Origin of the sequence: Aeromonas sp. 159 (assembly GCF_963862045.1) — a bacterium.
In the GTDB taxonomy this organism is placed as follows: Bacteria; Pseudomonadota; Gammaproteobacteria; order Enterobacterales; family Aeromonadaceae; genus Aeromonas; species Aeromonas veronii.
The window spans coordinates 13,635-30,930 of sequence record NZ_CAWLMI010000017.1 but is presented as its reverse complement, the minus strand read 5'-3'; the positions used below and the strand labels follow the sequence as shown (position 1 = coordinate 30,930).

Genomic DNA, 17,296 nt, shown 5'->3' with positions numbered 1-17,296 from the left:
CCTGCCCCCCGAATAATCCCGTTGATTGATGTAGCAAGCACCACACTATTAACTGGCAACACAATATCAGCCCTCGCAGGCATGGCTCGCAGGGCAAAAGCACGGGATAAAAGAACACAATAACGAGGTTTAGCTATGACCACGCCATATCGTCCCCGCGGCAGCTGGCAGGCAAGGATTGGCCTGCTGCTTCTGCTGCTAAGCCCTGCGCTGCAGGCCAGTCAGACCCTGACCGTGGCCTGGAGTCACTGGCCCCCCTTCAGCCAAATCAACAACCGGGGTGAGCTGGATGGGCTGGATGTCAGCCTGACCCGCCAGATCCTCACCCAAGCGGGCTTTGCCCCCAAGTTTCGCGAGCTCCCCTGGGCGCGGGCACTGCATCTGGTAGAACACGATCAGCTGGATGTGGCGATGGCCGCCCTCCCTCTGCCGGAGCGCCAGAGTTATGCCCGCTTCTCGACCCCCTACCGCCAGAGTGCCTATGTGCTGCTGAGCAATGACCCTATTCCCGGCCATCAGGATCGCTGGGCACAGCTCGATAATCTGCCCGCGCTGTGCAACGAGAAAGGACTCAAGATAGGCAAGTTGCGCGGCACCCGCCCCATGCATCAGATGGATAGCTGCCCGGCGCTTAAAATGGCGACCGAATACAACGCCGATGAGCGGATGATCGATCTGCTGCTGGCCCGCCGCCTCGATGGCATCATCATGGAGTGGCAATATGCCCGCTACCGGCTGGCCCAGCTGGGGGCCGAAGAGTTTATCAGCTGCCAGCTGTTGCTACACCACCAGCCGGTCAGTCTGATGTTTGCCAAGAACAGCGTGAGCGAAGAACAGATCCTCAAAGTCAACGAGGCCATTCATGCCTTGCCCAAACCCCACAACAAGTTCTCGCCCCCCAGCTGTCGCCTCAATGCCGATCCGGGCGCCGCGGATCTGCTGACCCGCACTCTCCGCAAGCATTGACGGGATAAGCCGCCACCTGAAATAGCAAAGGCGACCCGAAGGTCGCCTTTTTGGTATTGTCGAACTTGTTCCCCAAACAGGGAGCGATCAGTCGATGTGCAGCAACTGCGATCAGCGTAGCTGTGGGGTATGGGTCAACACCCCCTGATTCTGGGCGCGATGGCGCAGCAGGTGATCCATCAACACCAGGGCCAGCATGGCTTCGGCGATGGGCACGGCGCGGATGCCGACACAAGGATCGTGACGACCCTTGGTGATCATCTCGATAGCCTCGCCTTCGGTATTGATGGTCTTGCCCGGCACAGTGATGCTGGAAGTCGGTTTGAGCGCCATGCTCACCACGATATCCTGACCCGACGAGATCCCACCCAGAATGCCGCCCGCATGGTTGCTGGCAAAGCCCGCCGGGGTCATCTCGTCACGATGCTCGGAGCCTTTTTGCTCCACCACCGCAAAGCCGTCACCGATCTCCACCCCTTTAACCGCATTGATGCCCATCATGGCATGGGCAATGTCAGCGTCGAGACGATCAAACACCGGCTCACCCAGGCCCACCGGCACATTGCGCGCAATGACCTGCACCTTGGCACCGATACTGTTGCCCTCTTTTTTCAGGTCACGCATATATTGATCGAGCTCTTCCAGCTTGCCCGCATCGGGGAAGAAGAAGGGATTCTGCTCAATCTGCGCCGCGTCAAACGCCTCAGCCTTGATGGGGCCGAGCTGGGAGAGAAAACCGGTGATCTCGATGCCATGCACCTGTTTCAGGTACTTCTTGGCGATCGCCCCCGCCGCTACCCGCATCGCGGTCTCGCGTGCCGAGGAGCGACCACCGCCGCGATAGTCCCGCTGACCATACTTCTGGTGATAGGTGTAGTCAGCGTGCCCTGGCCGGAACAGCTCCTTGATGTCGGAGTAATCCTTGGAGCGCTGATCGGTATTCTCGATAAGCAGCCCGATGGAGGTGCCGGTGGTCTTGCCCTCGAACACCCCGGAGAGGATCTTCACCTCATCCGGCTCACGGCGCGGCGTAGTGTAGCGGGAGGTCCCCGGCTTGCGCCGATCCAGATCCCCCTGCAGATCCGCTTCGCTTATCTCCAGCCCCGGCGGGCAACCATCGACCACGGCGCCCAGCGCCAGGCCGTGGCTCTCGCCAAAGGTGGTGACCCGAAAGAGTTGACCAAAACTGTTCCCTGCCATGCGCGCTCCTGCTTAGTTCTTGTAGATGGCGAAATGATCCTGATACTGCACCAGCTCTTCACGGCTCATCACAAAGACGCCGTGGCCGCCGTTTTCAAACTCCACCCAGGTAAAGGGGATCTCGGGGAACTGGGCTTCCAGATGGATCATGCTGTTGCCCACCTCGACCACCAGCACACCGTTATCCTTGAGGAAGTCGGCGGCATGGGCCAGCAGACGCTTGGTCAGCTTGAGGCCATCGGAGCCGGACGCCAGCGCCAGCTCGGGCTCGTGACGGAATTCGTCCGGCAGATCCGACATATCTTCGGAGTCCACATAGGGCGGGTTGGAGACGATGAGATCGTACTTGTCGCCCGCCGGCAGATCGCGGAACAGATCGGAACGGATCGGGATGACCTGCTGCTCCAGCCCGTGATCGTTGATGTTGCGCTCGGCCACGTTCAGCGCATCGACGCTGATGTCGATAGCATCCACTTCCGCTTCCGGGAACTCGTGGGCCATGATGATGGCGATGCAGCCGGAGCCGGTACACAAGTCCATGATCCGGGTCGGTTCATGTTTGAGGAACGGCGCGAAGCGGTTGGCCACCATCTCGGCAATGGGGGAACGGGGAATGAGCACCCGCTCGTCCACGTAGAACTCCCAACCGGCATACCAGGCCTTGTTGGTCAGGTAGGCGGCAGGTACTCGCTCCTGTACCCGGCGGATAATCAGCTCGGCGATGCGGTGACGCTCGCTGCTGGTCAGACGGGAGTGGCGCATGGCCGGGTCTACATCCGGTGGCAGATGTAACGCGGGCAGTACCAGCTGCACAGCTTCATCCCAGGCGTTGTCGGTTCCATGACCGTAAAAAATCCCGGCGTCGTTGAAACGACTCATGGCCCAACGCAACATGTCCTGGATGGTGTGCATCTCGGCAACCACCTCATCGATAAATATCTTGTCCAAATCCACCTCCAAGTCGAGTAATATCCGGCCCGAGCCCCGTTTACCTGGCGGGCAAGACGCATACCTAATACATGAGCATCTGATGAAAAAAACGCCCTCACCGACAGACGAGGAAACCCTGCTGTTCCGCGATGCGATAAAAGGTACCCGGAAAATCAAGCAAGATACCATAAGGGCCGAGTTACGCCCGGTCAAGCAGAAACGCGAATTGCGCGAAACCCGCGAAAAGCTTGGGGTTGACCACTATTTCAGCGATGAGTATCAGCCCCATCTCGACGATGATGGGCCGACCCGTTATGTGCGGGAAGATGTGTCAAAATTTGAGCTGAAAAAGCTCAAGCGGGGCATTTATCCGCCGGAGATCTACCTCGATCTGCACGGCATGAACCAGCAGCAGGCAAAACAGGAGCTGGCCGCCCTGCTCACCCTCTGCGAGAAAGAGAACATTCACGTCGCCTCGGTGATGCACGGTATCGGCAAACATATTCTCAAGCAGCGCATTCCCAGCTGGCTGGCCCAGCACCCCAATGTGCGCGCCTTCCATCAGGCTCCCCGCGAATGGGGTGGCGACAGCGCCATTCTGGTGTTGCTGGATATCGAAGAGTAGTTAGCCAAACGACCACACTATACTGAATATCAATATGTTATTCGCCGTGGAGGTCGCATGTTTACACAGGGTTCCCATGCCGACATAAAGTCATCTCTCGACGCCATCGGCGCTGCCGTGGCGGTGTTCAGCCTCGACAAGGATGATCACTTTGTGCTGGTCTCTGCCAACGATACTTTTGCCAAGGCGTTCGAGCTGGATGTCCTTGGCAGCATTGGCAAACAGCTGAGCGAGATGTTTCCCCGCTACATCACCAATACCATCGAGCCGCCAATGCACGAATGTGTGCGCATGCAGACCGGGCTCGAGAGCGAGCTGCCCATCGACAGCCTGTCGCGTACCAGTTGGTGGCGCTTTATTCTCTCCCCAATCATCCCCGAGCAGGCACGGATCAACCGGATCATCGTGACCGCCATCGATATCACTGCCAAAAAGCAGCTGGAAGAGGCGCTCACCACCAGTCGCCGTCGCTTCGAAGCGGTGGTCAACTCCGCCTATGACGGCATCATCAGTGTCAGCAGCGAATCGCGCATCGAGCTTATCAATACCGCCGCCTGCGAGATGTTCGGGATCGACGAGAGTTATCTCGGCAAGCGGCTGGAAACCCTGCTTCCCCAGCGTTTTCGCGCCAATCACGAGACCTATTTCAAAGCCTTCAGCAGCTCCCCCATCAATTCGCGCCCGATGCATGCCCGCGCCTCAGTGATGGGTCTGCGCCGCGATGGCAGCGAATTTCCGCTGGAGGTGACCATCGCCAAGATCAATCTGGGCCCGACCACCGAGATGACCGCCATCTTGCGGGATATCTCGGAGCGAGCCCGACTGGTGGAGGAGCTGAAGGTCGCCGCCACCACGGATCCCCTGACCGGCATTGCCAACCGGCGCCGGTTCAACGAGCTGGTCAACGCCGAGATGCAACGCTGCCAGCGTTTTGGCCATACCATGAGCCTGCTGCTGATCGATATCGACCACTTCAAGGAAGTCAACGATACCTTTGGCCATCAGCAGGGGGATTTGGCGATCCTGAGTCTGGTGAAACGGATCAGCAAACAGCTGCGGGAGGTGGACATGCTGGGTCGCTGGGGTGGCGAAGAGTTTATCGTGCTGCTGCCGGAAACCTCCCTCGAGCTCGCCTGGGCCAGCGCCGAGCGGATCAGGCTCGCCATCGAATCCCAGCACCATGCACTGGACGGGGCTCTTGAGATCTCCCTCACCATCAGTATCGGGATCAGTGCCAGCAAGGGCAGCCATGACACTGTAGAGAAGATGGTTAGACGAGCCGACACCGCCCTCTATCTGGCCAAGAAACAGGGGCGCAACTGCTGCCGCAAAGAGGAGCCGGAGCCGACTTAAGGACGCACGCCCCTGCCCTCTGGTGACACTGCTAACCTGTGCCTGCAGAGATAGCCAACCGCAGCGAACATAATAAAGCAGCGCGACTCTCTTCAGTAGCGCTGCTTTATTCGTTCTGCCTTTGGTGCACTCTTCAATCACCACCATCAAGGGGACGGCTAAAGCGCAGTGGACCACCATCAGCCAGAGAGAGCCTCACCGACAGCATGCCGCCGTTGGGCAATTGCCACTCGAAGAAGTCATCAAATCCGGCAATCGTTACGGCGCGGATCACCTTGGCGACGACACCATGCGCCACCAGTAGTATCCGCTCCCCTTGCATGGTCGAAGCAAGTTCCGTGAGTCCCTGCGAGACTCGGGCAATCACCTCATCAATGGTTTCACCACTGGGAGGAGCTTCAGCCCAGCGCCGGGTGATATTGCGCGCCCACAGTTCGGGATAGCGTGTTCTTGCCTCTACCTGCGTCAGCCCTTCAAACTGACCGACATCCCGCTCACGAAAGGCTGGCACAAGCTCCACAGGCAATCCCAACTGGCGAGACAAGATGGCAGCGCTCTCCCTTGTTCGCAGCAGAGGAGATGCCAGCAACCGATCAAACGGCTGCTGTGCCACAGCCACCTTCTCAGCCAGACTAGAGATCTGGCGCACGCCATCGTCATTGAGCCCGATATCCAACGCGCCCTGATAACGCCCTTCCGCATTGGCCTGCGTCTCGCCATGGCGGATAACTACCAGCTCCATGTCAACCTCCCTTGTTGGGGCTACCTTGGTTTTACTTCCCTTTGCGATAACGGGGATGCTCGTCCTGGATCGACAACCAGGGCAGCTGGCTGTCGGTATGGATGTGATAGGTTGGCGCAACAGCCTCTGGATTATCGAGAGAGGCGATAGCCAACGTGAGATAGTCAGGGTACTGGGTGCTGCGATACGTGAGGGTGGAGCCACACTCGGCGCAAAATCCCCGTCGGATAAAATCTGAAGACGCATACTCGGTCGGTTTGCCGCATAACCACTGCACCTGTTCGGCGTGAAAGTCCATCCAGGCCCCGACCGGTGCCCCCGTGGTGCGCTGGCAATCCCGACAGTGACAAAAATCGGCCGCAAAAGGTGCAGTCAGCATCTCATAACGGATCGCCCCGCAATGACAACCCCCCTTCATCTCGCCCCCTCGTTGCAATGTTGCACAAGCCAAAGAGATTACCAATATAAACCGGCCGTTTACATCTATTTTCTCAAGGGAATAAGCGACAATGTACCGAGATAAAGCTGAGTGATATAGCAAGACCTCACCATTTCAGGTGATAAATGACAGTTTACCAATAGAGAAGATACTCCTCATATTCGCTATGAGATGTTTCATTTTATGGTGGAAAATGAATTCGCAAGTAGCGCACTACACTCATCATAAGACGCTACTTTATGGGGGCTAACGAACCTGAATATAAATTTTATTCTTAACTTTGATTCAACACTATTTCATTTCAGTTTTCAGATAGAAACTCACCTTATCAGTTAGAACATAAGAACCATTGAAAATACAAGATAATATTCAGTAATGCACTGTTGATAATTAACGAGGAGAAGGAGTTATCCGCCCTCTCCTCTTTGGGAGTTAAATTACGCCATCTTATTTGGCAGGAACTACAACCCAGGGGCCGCCTTTGGCGGGATCATCCCCCTGTGTCCACCATTTGGCCTGATAGACGGCACCCTTGTAACTCACCTTGCTGCCCGCGGTGTAGACCTTGGTCGCTTCCCAAGCCGGGTTGCCACCGATGGGGGGGTCACTCGGATCGACCGGCGGCGGGGTCAGTTTGTCTACGACCCGCACTTTCGGCCAGTTGGCGTGGGAGCCGTAGAAGTTGGTCACGCATTTCTGGTAATCGCCTGGCACCAGCGCCGAGTAGGCGGTCTGGAAGCCCACCAGCTCGCACTCGAAGGAGTAGCCGCCTGGGCGATCCGGATAGTATTTCCAGTTGCCATCCCAGTTGGTGTAGAGCACGTCGGTAGCGCCGTTAAGATTGAGGCTGCCATAGGGAGTCTGCTGCCAGCAGGTGTTCTTCTCATCCGCCTTGATCGGGATCTGGTAGTGGTTGGCCAGCCCTTCCCAGTAGCGGATGCGATTGACCGGCTGCCCCTTGTCCTTGTTCTGCTCGCCACACTCGATGCCGCCGTTGATGACGTTGATGGTGGTACCGAAGCCATAGCCGATACCGGCGTCAGCTTCCCGTTTGGAGGGTACCCAGGTACGATCAATCACGTGCAGCATGGCCGGTTTCGGGGCCTGCGGGGTGAGGAAAAACCAGATGGCAGAAGCGAGGTTAAGCCAGGAGTCCGCCACCAGCCCCGGGTTGTTGAGCAGCACGGAGGCATCGCCATCAAACATCGCCTCGGAGAAGGCGCCGTAGTTGAAGTGGTAAGAAAGCTGCTTGGCGCCGCGGCCGAAATACCCCTGACCCGTGCTGCAGGGCCACTTCTTGTTCTGCCAGTCGTTCTGGCCGCAGCCTGTGGTGTAGCCGGTCTGTCCCTCTGACCAGCCCATCTCCCGCACATGCACCAGCGCCTGCTGCCACTCCTCCAACCCCAGCGGGTTATCGGAGACGTTCTCCTTGGCAATATGGCCACCGGTCTCCTGAGAGAAGTGCGCAAAGGCCGTCACAATGGATTTTTTACAGATCGCATCAGAGTCGCGACCGTCGGTATATTCGCCACAGAACGCAGGGAATTTACCGATGGCTCGCAAGAAGCGGACATAAGTATATTCCGGCGCTGCCATCTGGGTTAAATATTCCCATTCAGATTGGGGAAATACCCGTTCAACCCGTTTTACGTTGTCAGGATTGCTTGCCAGACCCGGTTCAATGGCATCAACGATTTTATTTGACCGGGTCGCCAATGCCTTGGCCCATATTGCATACATGGGATTGGCCGTCTTGGCTTTTTCCATGGCTGCCAGATCCGGGGCCGCAATCACATATCCTCCCGCATTTTGCGGATCGGGTTGAATATTCATGGCTGCACTCATTGCGGCATAGCTTGGCAATGCGCAGGCGGCAGCGATCAGCCAGGCACAACGCTTGGGTTTGAACATGTTTATCGTCCTTGTTTGAATTAATGCGTTCCAAGAGTAGGTGTTTCAACAACTAAATTCACGATGAGAATTAAGAAATAAGCAGAATTTGTGAGCCATTTCACCTTGTGATATTCAGTGCAGCTGAAACAAAGAAAGAGAACCCAAACGAAGACGCCGCAGCGTGATCTTTCGCCCATTTTTAGAACAGTCGAGACGGCAAGGTGGCCTGCCATACGGTCATTGTTCGTGATGAAAAAAATGGCTGACAAGCTCAAGCTGTCAGCCATCATCAATGTTCAAGAAAAATGCTCAAAATAGCCGGATGTCAGACACGCACGGCACGGATCAGGATATTGCGCGGGGTCATGGGTTTGGCACAGAACTCCCCCACTTCGACCCGATAGCCCTGCTCTTGCAAAAAGAGCGCGCGATCCAGCGCCAGCCAGATCTCGAGGGGACGGCGAAACAAATGACGCACCAGCTCCATGCGGGCGACATCACCAAAGCGGCGCTCCCCGTGTTCCAACCAGGCGGGATAGTCGAGCCCTGTTGGCAGCACAATCCCTTTGCGCTCTGCAGCCCAAACGCAGAATGCCTCAAACGTGCCGGTCAGCAGGCTCTTTTGCATATTGGGCACCGGCAGATACTCATCCATACCGCGCACCTGACGCTGCAGGCAGTCAAACCCGAGCCGCCACACCACTTCCTGCTCCCGCAGGCGGGCGATCCGCGCACCGCCGGTCACCGTCTCCTGCAACGGCAATTTGAGATCCGCCTTGCTCAACACCAGCTCGCTGGCGTTGGCCGCTACCGACAGCGGGCGATAGTGGCTGGTGCGGATCAGGTGGTAACAACAGGGAGAGATTGTCACTCCGCTGGCACTGCGCTCGGCCACCCGTTCCAGCAGATGGGTGTGTAGCTCGCCGCAGGCATGAAGCGCCATGGCATGGTGCTCGGGGGCGATCAGCGCCGCCGACTCGGGGGCAAAGGCATCGGCGCAGGTAAAAGTCATATTGGCGCCATCCCGCTCGGCCAGCAGCCGACCTTCGTCACAAAGCTGATCTTGCAACTCCAGACTGAGGATCGGAGCCTGTCGATGAAGTGATACCAGCCGTCCAAGGTGGCCCTTGCCGGCACACCACTCCAGATAAGGGCCCTGATGGGCAGGCAGACAGGCGGTGAACGACTCGATCTGGGCCTGCTTGCGCCCCGGCATATGCAGCGCAATCTCCTTGCTGCAGGTGATGGGCTCTGGGGCAAACGGGACAAGCTGACTGAGTTGCTGCAGCTCGGCTCCCTCGGCAATCCAGGGGGCAAGCAGACTGCTGAGTGCATCCATATCCGCATCGAGCTCCGCCAACTGGGTCAGCGTCAGCCCATTGAGCAGTGCCGCCAGTTCGGGCGCCTCATCGGCAAAGGCTATGGTCAAATGATGATATGGCTGATATTGCCACCAGCGTCGGTAGCGGGTGAGCAGTCGATCCAGTTGTTGAAAACGTTGAGCCAGCACGAATGCCCCTGCCTTGCAGTCAAAAAGGAGGCTCATTCTAGCGATCCCGCTTCAAATTGCACTCTCAATACCTGACGATCAGCGCCGCGCAACAGCACAGCCAACCTTGTGAGCCAGGGCAGACCTGACAAAGTGCGGGGTTTTGTGCTACATTCCGCCCCCTCTTTCACGCGCCCCGCCCAACGCGGGTCGCTTTACACTAGCTATGGGACCAACAACATGACCATCAACGCCATTCTGCAAGCGCGCGCGGGCGCCAAGTGTGAACTGTGCAGCGCCGAGCAGGCGCTGACCGCCTTCGTGGTGCCTCACTCCCCCGCCAGCGACGATGATCACAGCGTTGCTATCTGTGACACCTGCCGTGGTCAGCTGGAACAACCGGATACCCTGGTGGTCAACCACTGGCGTTGCCTGAGCGACAGCATGTGGAGCCAGGTGCCTGCGGTGCAGGTGATGGCATGGCGCCAGCTGAAAGCACTCTCCGGCAAGGGTGAAGTGTGGGCTCAGGATCTGCTGGACATGATGTACATGGAAGACGAAGCCAAGGCCTGGGCTGAAGCTGGTATTGCTGACGAAGATGATGACAGCGTACCGACCGTTGACTCCAACGGCGCCGTGCTACAAGAGGGCGACTCCGTCACCCTGATCAAGGATCTGGATGTGAAAGGCGCCGGTTTCACCGCCAAGCGCGGCACCCTGGTCAAGGGCATCCGTCTGACCAACAACCCTCTTCATATCGAAGGCAAGGTCAACGGCGTGCAGATCGTACTGGTTGCTGCCTACCTGAAAAAGGCCTAAGCCAAGGGCGATTGCTCTGCTGTCTGCTGCCAGAGCACAAGCACAACGGAAAAAGGATGGCGTCACGCCATCCTTTTTTATACCCGCTTGCCGCAAACGGCCAACCTGAGCCCATAGCAAGCCAGCCAAAGCAAAAAGGCGCATCCGGATGGACGCGCCTTCTTTACAGGGCCGATACCGTTAACCGGCAGCGGAAACGGTCACTCAGGAGGAGAGCTTGCCATCCAGTTCGGCAATCTTGGCCGACCAGTAGGCCGGGCCGGTTTCGTGGATATTGTTGCCTTCGGAGTCGACCGCTACGGTCACCGGCATATCTTCCACTTCAAACTCGTAGATCGCTTCCATGCCGAGATCGGCAAAGGCCACCACGCGGGCCTTCTTGATGGCCTTGGCCACCAGATAAGCAGCCCCGCCCACGGCCATCAGATAGACGGCCTTGTGCTGCTTGATGCTCTCGACGGTTTTCGGACCACGCTCGGACTTGCCGATCATGCCGATAAGGCCAGTTTCACCCAGCATCATGTCGGTGAACTTGTCCATCCGGGTGGAGGTGGTGGGGCCAGCCGGGCCGACCACTTCGTCGCGCACCGCATCAACCGGGCCAACGTAATAGATGAAGCGGTTGGTGAAATCGACTCCTTCCGGCAGCCCTTCGCCATTTTTCAGCATGTCGGCGATGCGCTTGTGGGCGGCGTCACGACCGGTGAGGATCTTGCCGGAGAGCAGCACGGTATCACCGCTCTTCCAGCTGGCCAGTTCGGCCTTGGTGATGCCATCGACGTTGACGCGGCGCACGTTGCCACCCGCTTCACGGGTGATCTCCGGCCAGTCGCTCAGTTTCGGCGGGGTCAGCTCGGCGGGCCCTGAACCATCCAGCTCGAAGTGAACGTGGCGGGTCGCGGCGCAGTTGGGGATCATCACCACCGGCTTGGAAGCGGCGTGAGTCGGCGCAGATTTCACCTTCACATCCAGCACGGTAGTGAGGCCGCCCAACCCCTGGGCACCGATCCCCAGCTTGTTGACCTTGTCGTAGAGCTCGACCCGCAGCTTCTCTTCAGTGGTTTGCGGGCCACGGGCGATCAGCTCCTGAATGTCGATGTGCTCCATCAGGGCCTCTTTGGCCAGTACCGCCGCTTTCTCGGCGGTACCGCCGATGCCGATGCCCAGCATGCCGGGCGGGCACCAGCCTGCGCCCATGGTCGGCACGGTTTTCAGCACCCACTCGACGATATCGTCAGAGGGGTTGAGCATCACCATCTTGGATTTGTTCTCGGAGCCGCCACCTTTGGCCGCGATGCTCACTTCCACCTTGTTGCCGGGGATCATGTCGATATGGACCACGGCAGGGGCGTTGTCTTTGGTATTCTTGCGACTGCCAGCCGGATCGGCCAGCACGGAGGCGCGCAGCGGGTTGTCAGGATTGGTGTAGGCACGACGGGTCCCTTCGTCCACCATCTCCTGCACCGTCATGTCGCTGTCCCACTGGACCTGCATGCCGATCTTGACGAAACAGGTCACGATACCGGTGTCCTGGCAGAGCGGACGATGACCTTCGGCGGACATGCGGGAGTTGATCAGGATCTGGGCCAGCGCATCTTTGGCGGCCGGGTTGGCCTCGCGGTCATACGCCGCTTTGGCAGCCTGAACAAAATCCAACGGGTGGTAATAGGAGATGTACTGGAGGGCATCTGCGATAGAATCGATGAAATCCTGTTTTTTTATAATGCTCATATCATCCTCACTGGTCCTTGTCTCTGCCACGGAGCAGGGCAAGGGCTTCCATATGATGGGCCGTGCTGACGTGCTGGCTAAAAACTATCAACCAGCAAAAAACGAACGACACGGCAGTTTTTTCTTAAGTCACCGACACCTATGATACGCTTGCCCACCAGCACCGACTAGGGTTCGGGAACCAAACTGTTGCCTGTGTAACATAAAATGACGCCAACACTTCATATCCATCATCTAGACCATAGTGCTGAACTCCATCAGCTTTTTGCCCGCCTGCAACATCAGCCGTGGGCCATGTTGCTGGAGTCGGCGGGACCACTCGGCGCCGATAACGGCTTTGATATCATCACTGCCGATCCGCTGGCGACCCTCGAAACCCGCGGCGAGGTGACCACTCTGCGTGTCGGGGCGGATATCAGCGAACACAGCGAAGATCCCCTCGCCCTGCTGGCCCATACCCAGCAACAACTGCTGGGGGAGCTGGATCTGTGCGCCACTCACCTGCCCTTTATTGGCGGCGCCCTCGGCCTGTTTGGCTATGATCTGGGCCGCCGCTTCGAGCGACTGCCGGTGCAGGCCGCTGCCGATATCGCAGTGCCCGACATGGCGGTGGGCATCTACGACTGGGCGCTGCTGCGCAATGTGGCGACCGGCGACTGGCAGCTGGTGCACAGGGGTGATGAAGCGGGCCTTGCCAACCGGCTGGCCTGGCTTGAACAGCAGCGGGCCGCCCCGGCCCCTGCTTTTACCTTGCTGGGGTCATGGCAGAGCAATATGAGCCGCGCCGAGTATGGCGAAAAGTTTACCCGCATTCAGGAATACCTCGCTGCGGGTGATTGCTATCAGATCAACCTGACCCAGCGTTTCAGCGCCCCCTATCAGGGGGATGAGTGGCAGGCCTATTGCCTGCTGGCAAGCGCCAACAAGGCCCCCTTCTCTGCCTTTATCCGCCTGCCGGAGAGCGCACTGTTGAGCCTCTCTCCCGAGCGGTTCCTGCTGCTTGATGGCCGTCATATCGAAACCAAACCCATCAAAGGCACTCGCCCTCGCCACCCCGATCCGGCCACCGATCGACAAGTCGCGCAGGAACTGGCGCAGGCGGACAAGGACAGATCAGAGAATCTGATGATCGTTGATCTGCTGCGCAACGACATCGGTCGGGTCAGCCGGCCTGGCTCGGTCAGCGTGCCTCATCTCTTTGCGGTGGAGTCGTTTCCGGCAGTACATCATCTGGTCTCCACCATCCACGGTGAGCTGGATGCACGCTGGCAAGGGGTCGATCTGCTGCGGGCCTGTTTCCCTGGTGGCTCCATCACTGGCGCCCCCAAAATCCGCGCCATGGAGATCATCGAAGAGCTTGAGCCACAGCGCCGCAATGCCTATTGCGGCAGCATCGGCTACCTCAGCCAGCATGGCCGGATGGACACCAGTATCTGCATTCGCACTTTGATCGCCGAAGCGGGTCGCCTGCACTGCTGGGCCGGTGGGGGCATCATCGCCGACTCCGATGCCGACAGCGAATATCAGGAGACTTATGACAAAGTCGCCCGCATCCTTCCGCCCCTCTCGGCGCTGTAACCCTCCCCACCATCAAGGCAACACACAGGAGAGCTCCCCGCCATGGATCGCCACGAACTGCTGACCCGCTTCCAGTTGCAGCGACCCGCCCCGGCCCATCGCCTCGCCATTGGTGGGCTCAGTCCGGCTGCGGTATTGATCCCGGTGGTGATGCGCGATGAGGGGCTCAGCGTGTTACTGACTCGGCGCAGCCCACGGCTACGTCATCATGGGGGGCAGATCAGCTTCCCCGGCGGGCGACAGGATCCCGGCGACGAAAACCTGATTGCCACGGCGCTGCGGGAGACCGAAGAGGAGCTCGGCATTCCGGCCCGGCTGATTGAAGTGATCGGCACCCTCAACCCGCTCAATACAGTGTCACGATTCGAGGTACTGCCGGTGCTGGGGCTGCTCGATGGCAACTATCCCCTCATCCTGAGTCCGGATGAGGTGGATCACGCCTTCGAAGTGCCGCTGACCCATCTGCTGGATCGGCGCAACCACATCCCCCTGATCCTTTCCAGAGGGGGGAAAGCACACACCATCTACTGGATCCCCTGGCAACAGCACTTTATCTGGGGGGCTACCGCCAGCATGATCAACCAGCTAGCCCAGCACCTCGCAAAATAACAATTTACCTACATTTGGCTGAGCGAGATTTAATCATTAACACTAAAATAACGTGTCAATTGATAAACAATAATTGAATTTTTCTTGTTTTGATCACATTTCCATAAGAAAGTGCGGTTTTTCGTGCCGTAAAGATGAATTTGATCAACATTTTTGATTAGAAAAACCGTATCCTTGCGCCGACTTAATAAGAACCACACATTCGGGGTGAGATAGATGTCAAACACAGTCACTGGCACGCAGGGAGTTGCGGCGTCAACAGAGCAAGGGATCCGCTCTACTCAAACCACTCGTTGGGAAAAACGCGACTCTACCTGGGTCATCAGTCTGTTCGGGACCGCGGTTGGCGCGGGGATCCTGTTCCTGCCTATCAACGCGGGTATGGGCGGTTTCTGGCCGCTGGTCGTCATGGCGCTGCTGGTAGGTCCCATGACCTATCTGGCCCACCGTGGTCTGGCCCGCTTCGTCCTTTCCTCCAAAAAGCCAAATGCAGACATCACCGAAGTGGTGGAAGAGCACTTTGGCGTGGGTGCCGGTAAATTAATCACCCTGCTCTACTTCTTCGCCATCTACCCCATCGTGCTGATCTACGGCGTGGGTATCACCAACACCGTGGAAAGCTTCATGGTCAACCAGCTGCAGATGAGTGCCCCGCCGCGCTGGATCCTCTCCATCGTGCTGATCATGGGCATGATGTCGGTGATGCTGGCCGGTGAAAAGCTGATGCTGAAAGTGACCGAGCTGCTGGTTTATCCGCTGATCGCCATTCTGGCCGGTATCTCTTTGTACCTGATCCCGGACTGGACCGGTGCCGCGCTGGAGCAAGTGCCCTCTGCCAAGGATTTCGCCACTACCCTGTGGCTGACCATCCCGGTACTGGTCTTCTCCTTCAACCACAGCCCGGCCATCTCCAGCTTCTCTCTGGCCCAGCGCCGCGACCACGGTGATCAGGCTGTCGAGAAAGCCGATGCCATCCTCAAGCGTACCGCCATGGTGCTGCTGGGCTTCGTGATGTTCTTCGTCTTCTCTTGCGTCATGAGCCTGACTCCGGCTCAGCTGGCAGAAGCCAAGGCTCAGAACATCGCCGTGCTCTCCTATCTGGCCAACCAGCATGCCAGCCCTATCATCTCCTACTTCGGTCCGCTGGTTGCGTTCGTGGCCATCGTCTCCTCCTTCTTCGGCCACTATCTGGGTGCCCGTGAAGGTCTGAAGGGGATGATCGTGCAGAACATGCGCAAGTCCGGCAAAGAGCCGAACGCCAAGAAAGTCGAGATGTTCATCATCGCCTTCTTCATCCTGACCCTGTGGGGCACTGCCATTGCCAACCCCTCCATCCTGGGCATGATTGAATCCTTGGGCGGCCCGATCATCGCTACCATCCTGTTCATCATGCCGATGTACGCCATCAAGCGCGTACCGGCCATGGCGAAGTATCAGGGTCATATCAGCAACGTATTTGTCGCTGTGATGGGGATGATCGCCATCTCCGCCATCCTCTATCAACTGGTTGGTTAATCCTCCACCTACCGCTGATAGCAAAAAGCCAGCCGAATAGTCGGCTGGCTTTTTTTATTGCATTGTCCCGTCCTGAATATGGTTTACACCTTTCCCCCCAATAAATGGAGAACCCGATGGGACAAGGTGTGAAACGGACACAGCGCGATTACTCGCTGACTTTTAAACTGGCACTGGTCGAGCAGATTGAAAAAGGTGTCCCGTCCTGAATAGTCTTGCCACTCATCACGCAGTTATTGCAGCCACAGCACCTGAACTCACACAACAAGCAAGGAAACAACCCTTATCCGGCAACCACATCATGATGTTTCAGGGCTTCGCACCGAACCTCGACCAACAAAAATGCCAGTCGGGTAAACGACTGGCATCTCTTGATAAACACGCACTATCTCTGGCTGATTAGAGTGGTTGCGCTTCCAACAGGAACGGCGTGATACCGGTGATTTCCGGAATACCGAGCACCAGGGTGTCTTTCTGACCATTGCTACCTGGTTTCATGGTCAGATATGCGGTGACACTGGCGTTGCGATTGGCAAAATCGCGCATCTTTGTTTCCCAGAGCCCCTCATAAATTTTTCCCTCTTTGATATCAGCAGGCCCTGTCAAGGTATTGAAACTGCATGACCGATTGTTCCAACCAGTCAACGTCAGCTTGTTCAAACCTTGAGTGTTGGCCTCTGTCTCACCGCTTACAGAACACCCTTCTTTAAACAGGATGGTCAGCTTGATCCCCAAGCCATTGTTGCTGCGCTCAGTTTTGAAATCTTGAAACAGTGCACTCTCCCCAAGGTTGTACCAGGAGTCCGCGTTGATAGGCGCAGTGACCATCGGCTGCAATGCCACTTGGCCGCCCCAATTCTGAATAGTGAGTGCAGAATCGATTTTGGCTTTGACGGGTCGATAATCGAGTACCCAGAGTGACTGGCTGCTTCCCGCCGTATCTGGCACAGACGCCACCTTGACCAACCCATCGACATTGGTATTGGACTTTTGCTCAGCCGAGTCGAAGGTACTGGGTTGGCTTTTGTTCACCAGCAACGACAACGTCAGGGGGTAGCCCTCACCTTTATTCAGAGAAGAGAAGCCTTGAGGGAAGGTATAAGTGCTGACTGTGGCACTTCTTTTCTCAGCAATGTTCATCGCCCAACCCGTGCCCTCTGTGGACGCCGGATAGACAAGACCGACCGCACGATAACTGTCGTTGACCGGACGGTTGATTAACTGCCCCTGAGCGTCCATCAGGACGGGGAGATAGACGCCAGCCACCGGCAGCGCCCTCGGTTGCGGCTCCGGTGGCGTGGTACCACCACCACCACTATCTCCGCCACCACCACCGCAACCAACCAAACCTAATGCACCAATAATTGCCCACGAAAGCGTAGTTTTTTTCATTATTTAATCTCGTTT

15 protein-coding genes are annotated in these 17,296 nt (G+C 57.5%); 7 read left to right on the top strand and 8 right to left on the bottom strand.

What is annotated here, in order from left to right; translation table 11 throughout:
- Positions 1-135: 135 nt before the first annotated feature.
- Positions 136-966, top strand: coding sequence for a substrate-binding periplasmic protein (locus AACR14_RS03445; protein WP_019445131.1), 831 nt, complete (start codon positions 136-138; stop codon positions 964-966).
- Positions 967-1,077: 111 nt separating this feature from the next.
- Here AACR14_RS03445 and aroC read toward each other — a convergent pair whose 3' ends face one another.
- Positions 1,078-2,166: a chorismate synthase gene (gene aroC, locus AACR14_RS03440; RefSeq protein ID WP_019445130.1), complete on the bottom strand. Its 1,089-nt coding sequence runs from the start codon at positions 2,164-2,166 to the stop codon at positions 1,078-1,080.
- A gap of 12 nt (positions 2,167-2,178) precedes the next feature.
- The gene (gene prmB / locus AACR14_RS03435; protein WP_041201821.1) at positions 2,179-3,114 is read right to left on the bottom strand and encodes a 50S ribosomal protein L3 N(5)-glutamine methyltransferase; all 936 of its coding nucleotides are present in this window, start codon (positions 3,112-3,114) and stop codon (positions 2,179-2,181) included.
- Between the two features lie 82 nt (positions 3,115-3,196).
- On the opposite strand from prmB, the gene smrB reads away from it, so the two are divergent.
- The gene (gene smrB, locus AACR14_RS03430; RefSeq protein WP_019445128.1) at positions 3,197-3,721 is read left to right on the top strand and encodes an endonuclease SmrB; all 525 of its coding nucleotides are present in this window, start codon (positions 3,197-3,199) and stop codon (positions 3,719-3,721) included.
- Positions 3,722-3,778: 57 nt separating this feature from the next.
- Positions 3,779-5,074, top strand: a complete 1,296-nt coding sequence (locus AACR14_RS03425; protein WP_019445127.1) for a sensor domain-containing diguanylate cyclase — start codon at positions 3,779-3,781, stop codon at positions 5,072-5,074.
- Positions 5,075-5,207: 133 nt separating this feature from the next.
- Here the strand turns inward: AACR14_RS03425 and AACR14_RS03420 are convergent, their stop codons facing one another.
- From AACR14_RS03420 to AACR14_RS03405, 4 genes are all read right to left on the bottom strand, one after another.
- Complete coding sequence (locus AACR14_RS03420; RefSeq protein WP_019445126.1) at positions 5,208-5,816, bottom strand: histidine phosphatase family protein; 609 nt, start codon at positions 5,814-5,816, stop codon at positions 5,208-5,210.
- 31 nt (positions 5,817-5,847) lie between these two features.
- Entirely contained in the window at positions 5,848-6,234 is a 387-nt protein-coding gene (locus tag AACR14_RS03415; RefSeq protein ID WP_019445125.1) for a GFA family protein, read from the bottom strand.
- A gap of 468 nt (positions 6,235-6,702) precedes the next feature.
- Complete coding sequence (locus AACR14_RS03410) at positions 6,703-8,166, bottom strand: chitinase (RefSeq protein WP_019445124.1); 1,464 nt, start codon at positions 8,164-8,166, stop codon at positions 6,703-6,705.
- Between the two features lie 307 nt (positions 8,167-8,473).
- Positions 8,474-9,694, bottom strand: a complete 1,221-nt coding sequence (locus AACR14_RS03405) for a methyltransferase (protein ID WP_019445123.1) — start codon at positions 9,692-9,694, stop codon at positions 8,474-8,476.
- Positions 9,695-9,877: 183 nt separating this feature from the next.
- On the opposite strand from AACR14_RS03405, the gene AACR14_RS03400 reads away from it, so the two are divergent.
- Positions 9,878-10,456 carry a PhnA domain-containing protein gene (locus AACR14_RS03400; protein ID WP_005333203.1) on the top strand — a complete coding sequence of 193 codons (579 nt, stop codon included), beginning with the start codon at positions 9,878-9,880 and terminating at the stop codon, positions 10,454-10,456.
- Between the two features lie 204 nt (positions 10,457-10,660).
- On the opposite strand, the gene AACR14_RS03395 is transcribed toward AACR14_RS03400, so the two are convergent.
- Positions 10,661-12,187 (bottom strand): fumarate hydratase, encoded by a 1,527-nt coding sequence (locus AACR14_RS03395; RefSeq protein ID WP_005351759.1) that lies wholly within the window; start codon positions 12,185-12,187, stop codon positions 10,661-10,663.
- Between the two features lie 294 nt (positions 12,188-12,481).
- Here AACR14_RS03395 and pabB point away from each other — a divergent pair, with 294 nt between their 5' ends.
- The 3 genes from pabB (at position 12,482) to AACR14_RS03380 (ending at position 15,889) form a co-directional block, all read left to right on the top strand.
- Positions 12,482-13,765: an aminodeoxychorismate synthase component I gene (gene pabB / locus AACR14_RS03390; RefSeq protein ID WP_019445122.1), complete on the top strand. Its 1,284-nt coding sequence runs from the start codon at positions 12,482-12,484 to the stop codon at positions 13,763-13,765.
- Positions 13,766-13,807: 42 nt separating this feature from the next.
- Entirely contained in the window at positions 13,808-14,374 is a 567-nt protein-coding gene (locus AACR14_RS03385; RefSeq protein WP_019445121.1) for a CoA pyrophosphatase, read from the top strand.
- A 216-nt stretch (positions 14,375-14,590) separates the two neighbouring features.
- A complete protein-coding gene (locus tag AACR14_RS03380) occupies positions 14,591-15,889 on the top strand; it encodes a serine/threonine transporter (protein WP_005351750.1) in 1,299 nt (432 codons plus the stop codon).
- Between the two features lie 399 nt (positions 15,890-16,288).
- Here the strand turns inward: AACR14_RS03380 and AACR14_RS03375 are convergent, their stop codons facing one another.
- Positions 16,289-17,281, bottom strand: a complete 993-nt coding sequence (locus AACR14_RS03375) for a hypothetical protein (protein ID WP_019445120.1) — start codon at positions 17,279-17,281, stop codon at positions 16,289-16,291.
- Positions 17,282-17,296 lie beyond the last annotated feature (15 nt).

What these genes read in the sequence shown, in the direction of transcription:
- AACR14_RS03445 (WP_019445131.1), top strand. Translation starts at nt 136, where the DNA reads ATGACCACGCCATATCGTCCCCGCGGCAGCTGGCAGGCAAGGATTGGC.
- aroC (WP_019445130.1), bottom strand. Translation starts at nt 2,166, where the DNA reads ATGGCAGGGAACAGTTTTGGTCAACTCTTTCGGGTCACCACCTTTGGC.
- smrB (WP_019445128.1), top strand. Translation starts at nt 3,197, where the DNA reads ATGAAAAAAACGCCCTCACCGACAGACGAGGAAACCCTGCTGTTCCGC.
- AACR14_RS03425 (WP_019445127.1), top strand. Translation starts at nt 3,779, where the DNA reads ATGTTTACACAGGGTTCCCATGCCGACATAAAGTCATCTCTCGACGCC.
- AACR14_RS03420 (WP_019445126.1), bottom strand. Translation starts at nt 5,816, where the DNA reads ATGGAGCTGGTAGTTATCCGCCATGGCGAGACGCAGGCCAATGCGGAA.
- AACR14_RS03415 (WP_019445125.1), bottom strand. Translation starts at nt 6,234, where the DNA reads ATGAAGGGGGGTTGTCATTGCGGGGCGATCCGTTATGAGATGCTGACT.
- AACR14_RS03410 (WP_019445124.1), bottom strand. Translation starts at nt 8,166, where the DNA reads ATGTTCAAACCCAAGCGTTGTGCCTGGCTGATCGCTGCCGCCTGCGCA.
- AACR14_RS03405 (WP_019445123.1), bottom strand. Translation starts at nt 9,694, where the DNA reads ATGAGCCTCCTTTTTGACTGCAAGGCAGGGGCATTCGTGCTGGCTCAA.
- AACR14_RS03400 (WP_005333203.1), top strand. Translation starts at nt 9,878, where the DNA reads ATGACCATCAACGCCATTCTGCAAGCGCGCGCGGGCGCCAAGTGTGAA.
- AACR14_RS03395 (WP_005351759.1), bottom strand. Translation starts at nt 12,187, where the DNA reads ATGAGCATTATAAAAAAACAGGATTTCATCGATTCTATCGCAGATGCC.
- pabB (WP_019445122.1), top strand. Translation starts at nt 12,482, where the DNA reads ATGTTGCTGGAGTCGGCGGGACCACTCGGCGCCGATAACGGCTTTGAT.
- AACR14_RS03385 (WP_019445121.1), top strand. Translation starts at nt 13,808, where the DNA reads ATGGATCGCCACGAACTGCTGACCCGCTTCCAGTTGCAGCGACCCGCC.
- AACR14_RS03380 (WP_005351750.1), top strand. Translation starts at nt 14,591, where the DNA reads ATGTCAAACACAGTCACTGGCACGCAGGGAGTTGCGGCGTCAACAGAG.
- AACR14_RS03375 (WP_019445120.1), bottom strand. Translation starts at nt 17,281, where the DNA reads ATGAAAAAAACTACGCTTTCGTGGGCAATTATTGGTGCATTAGGTTTG.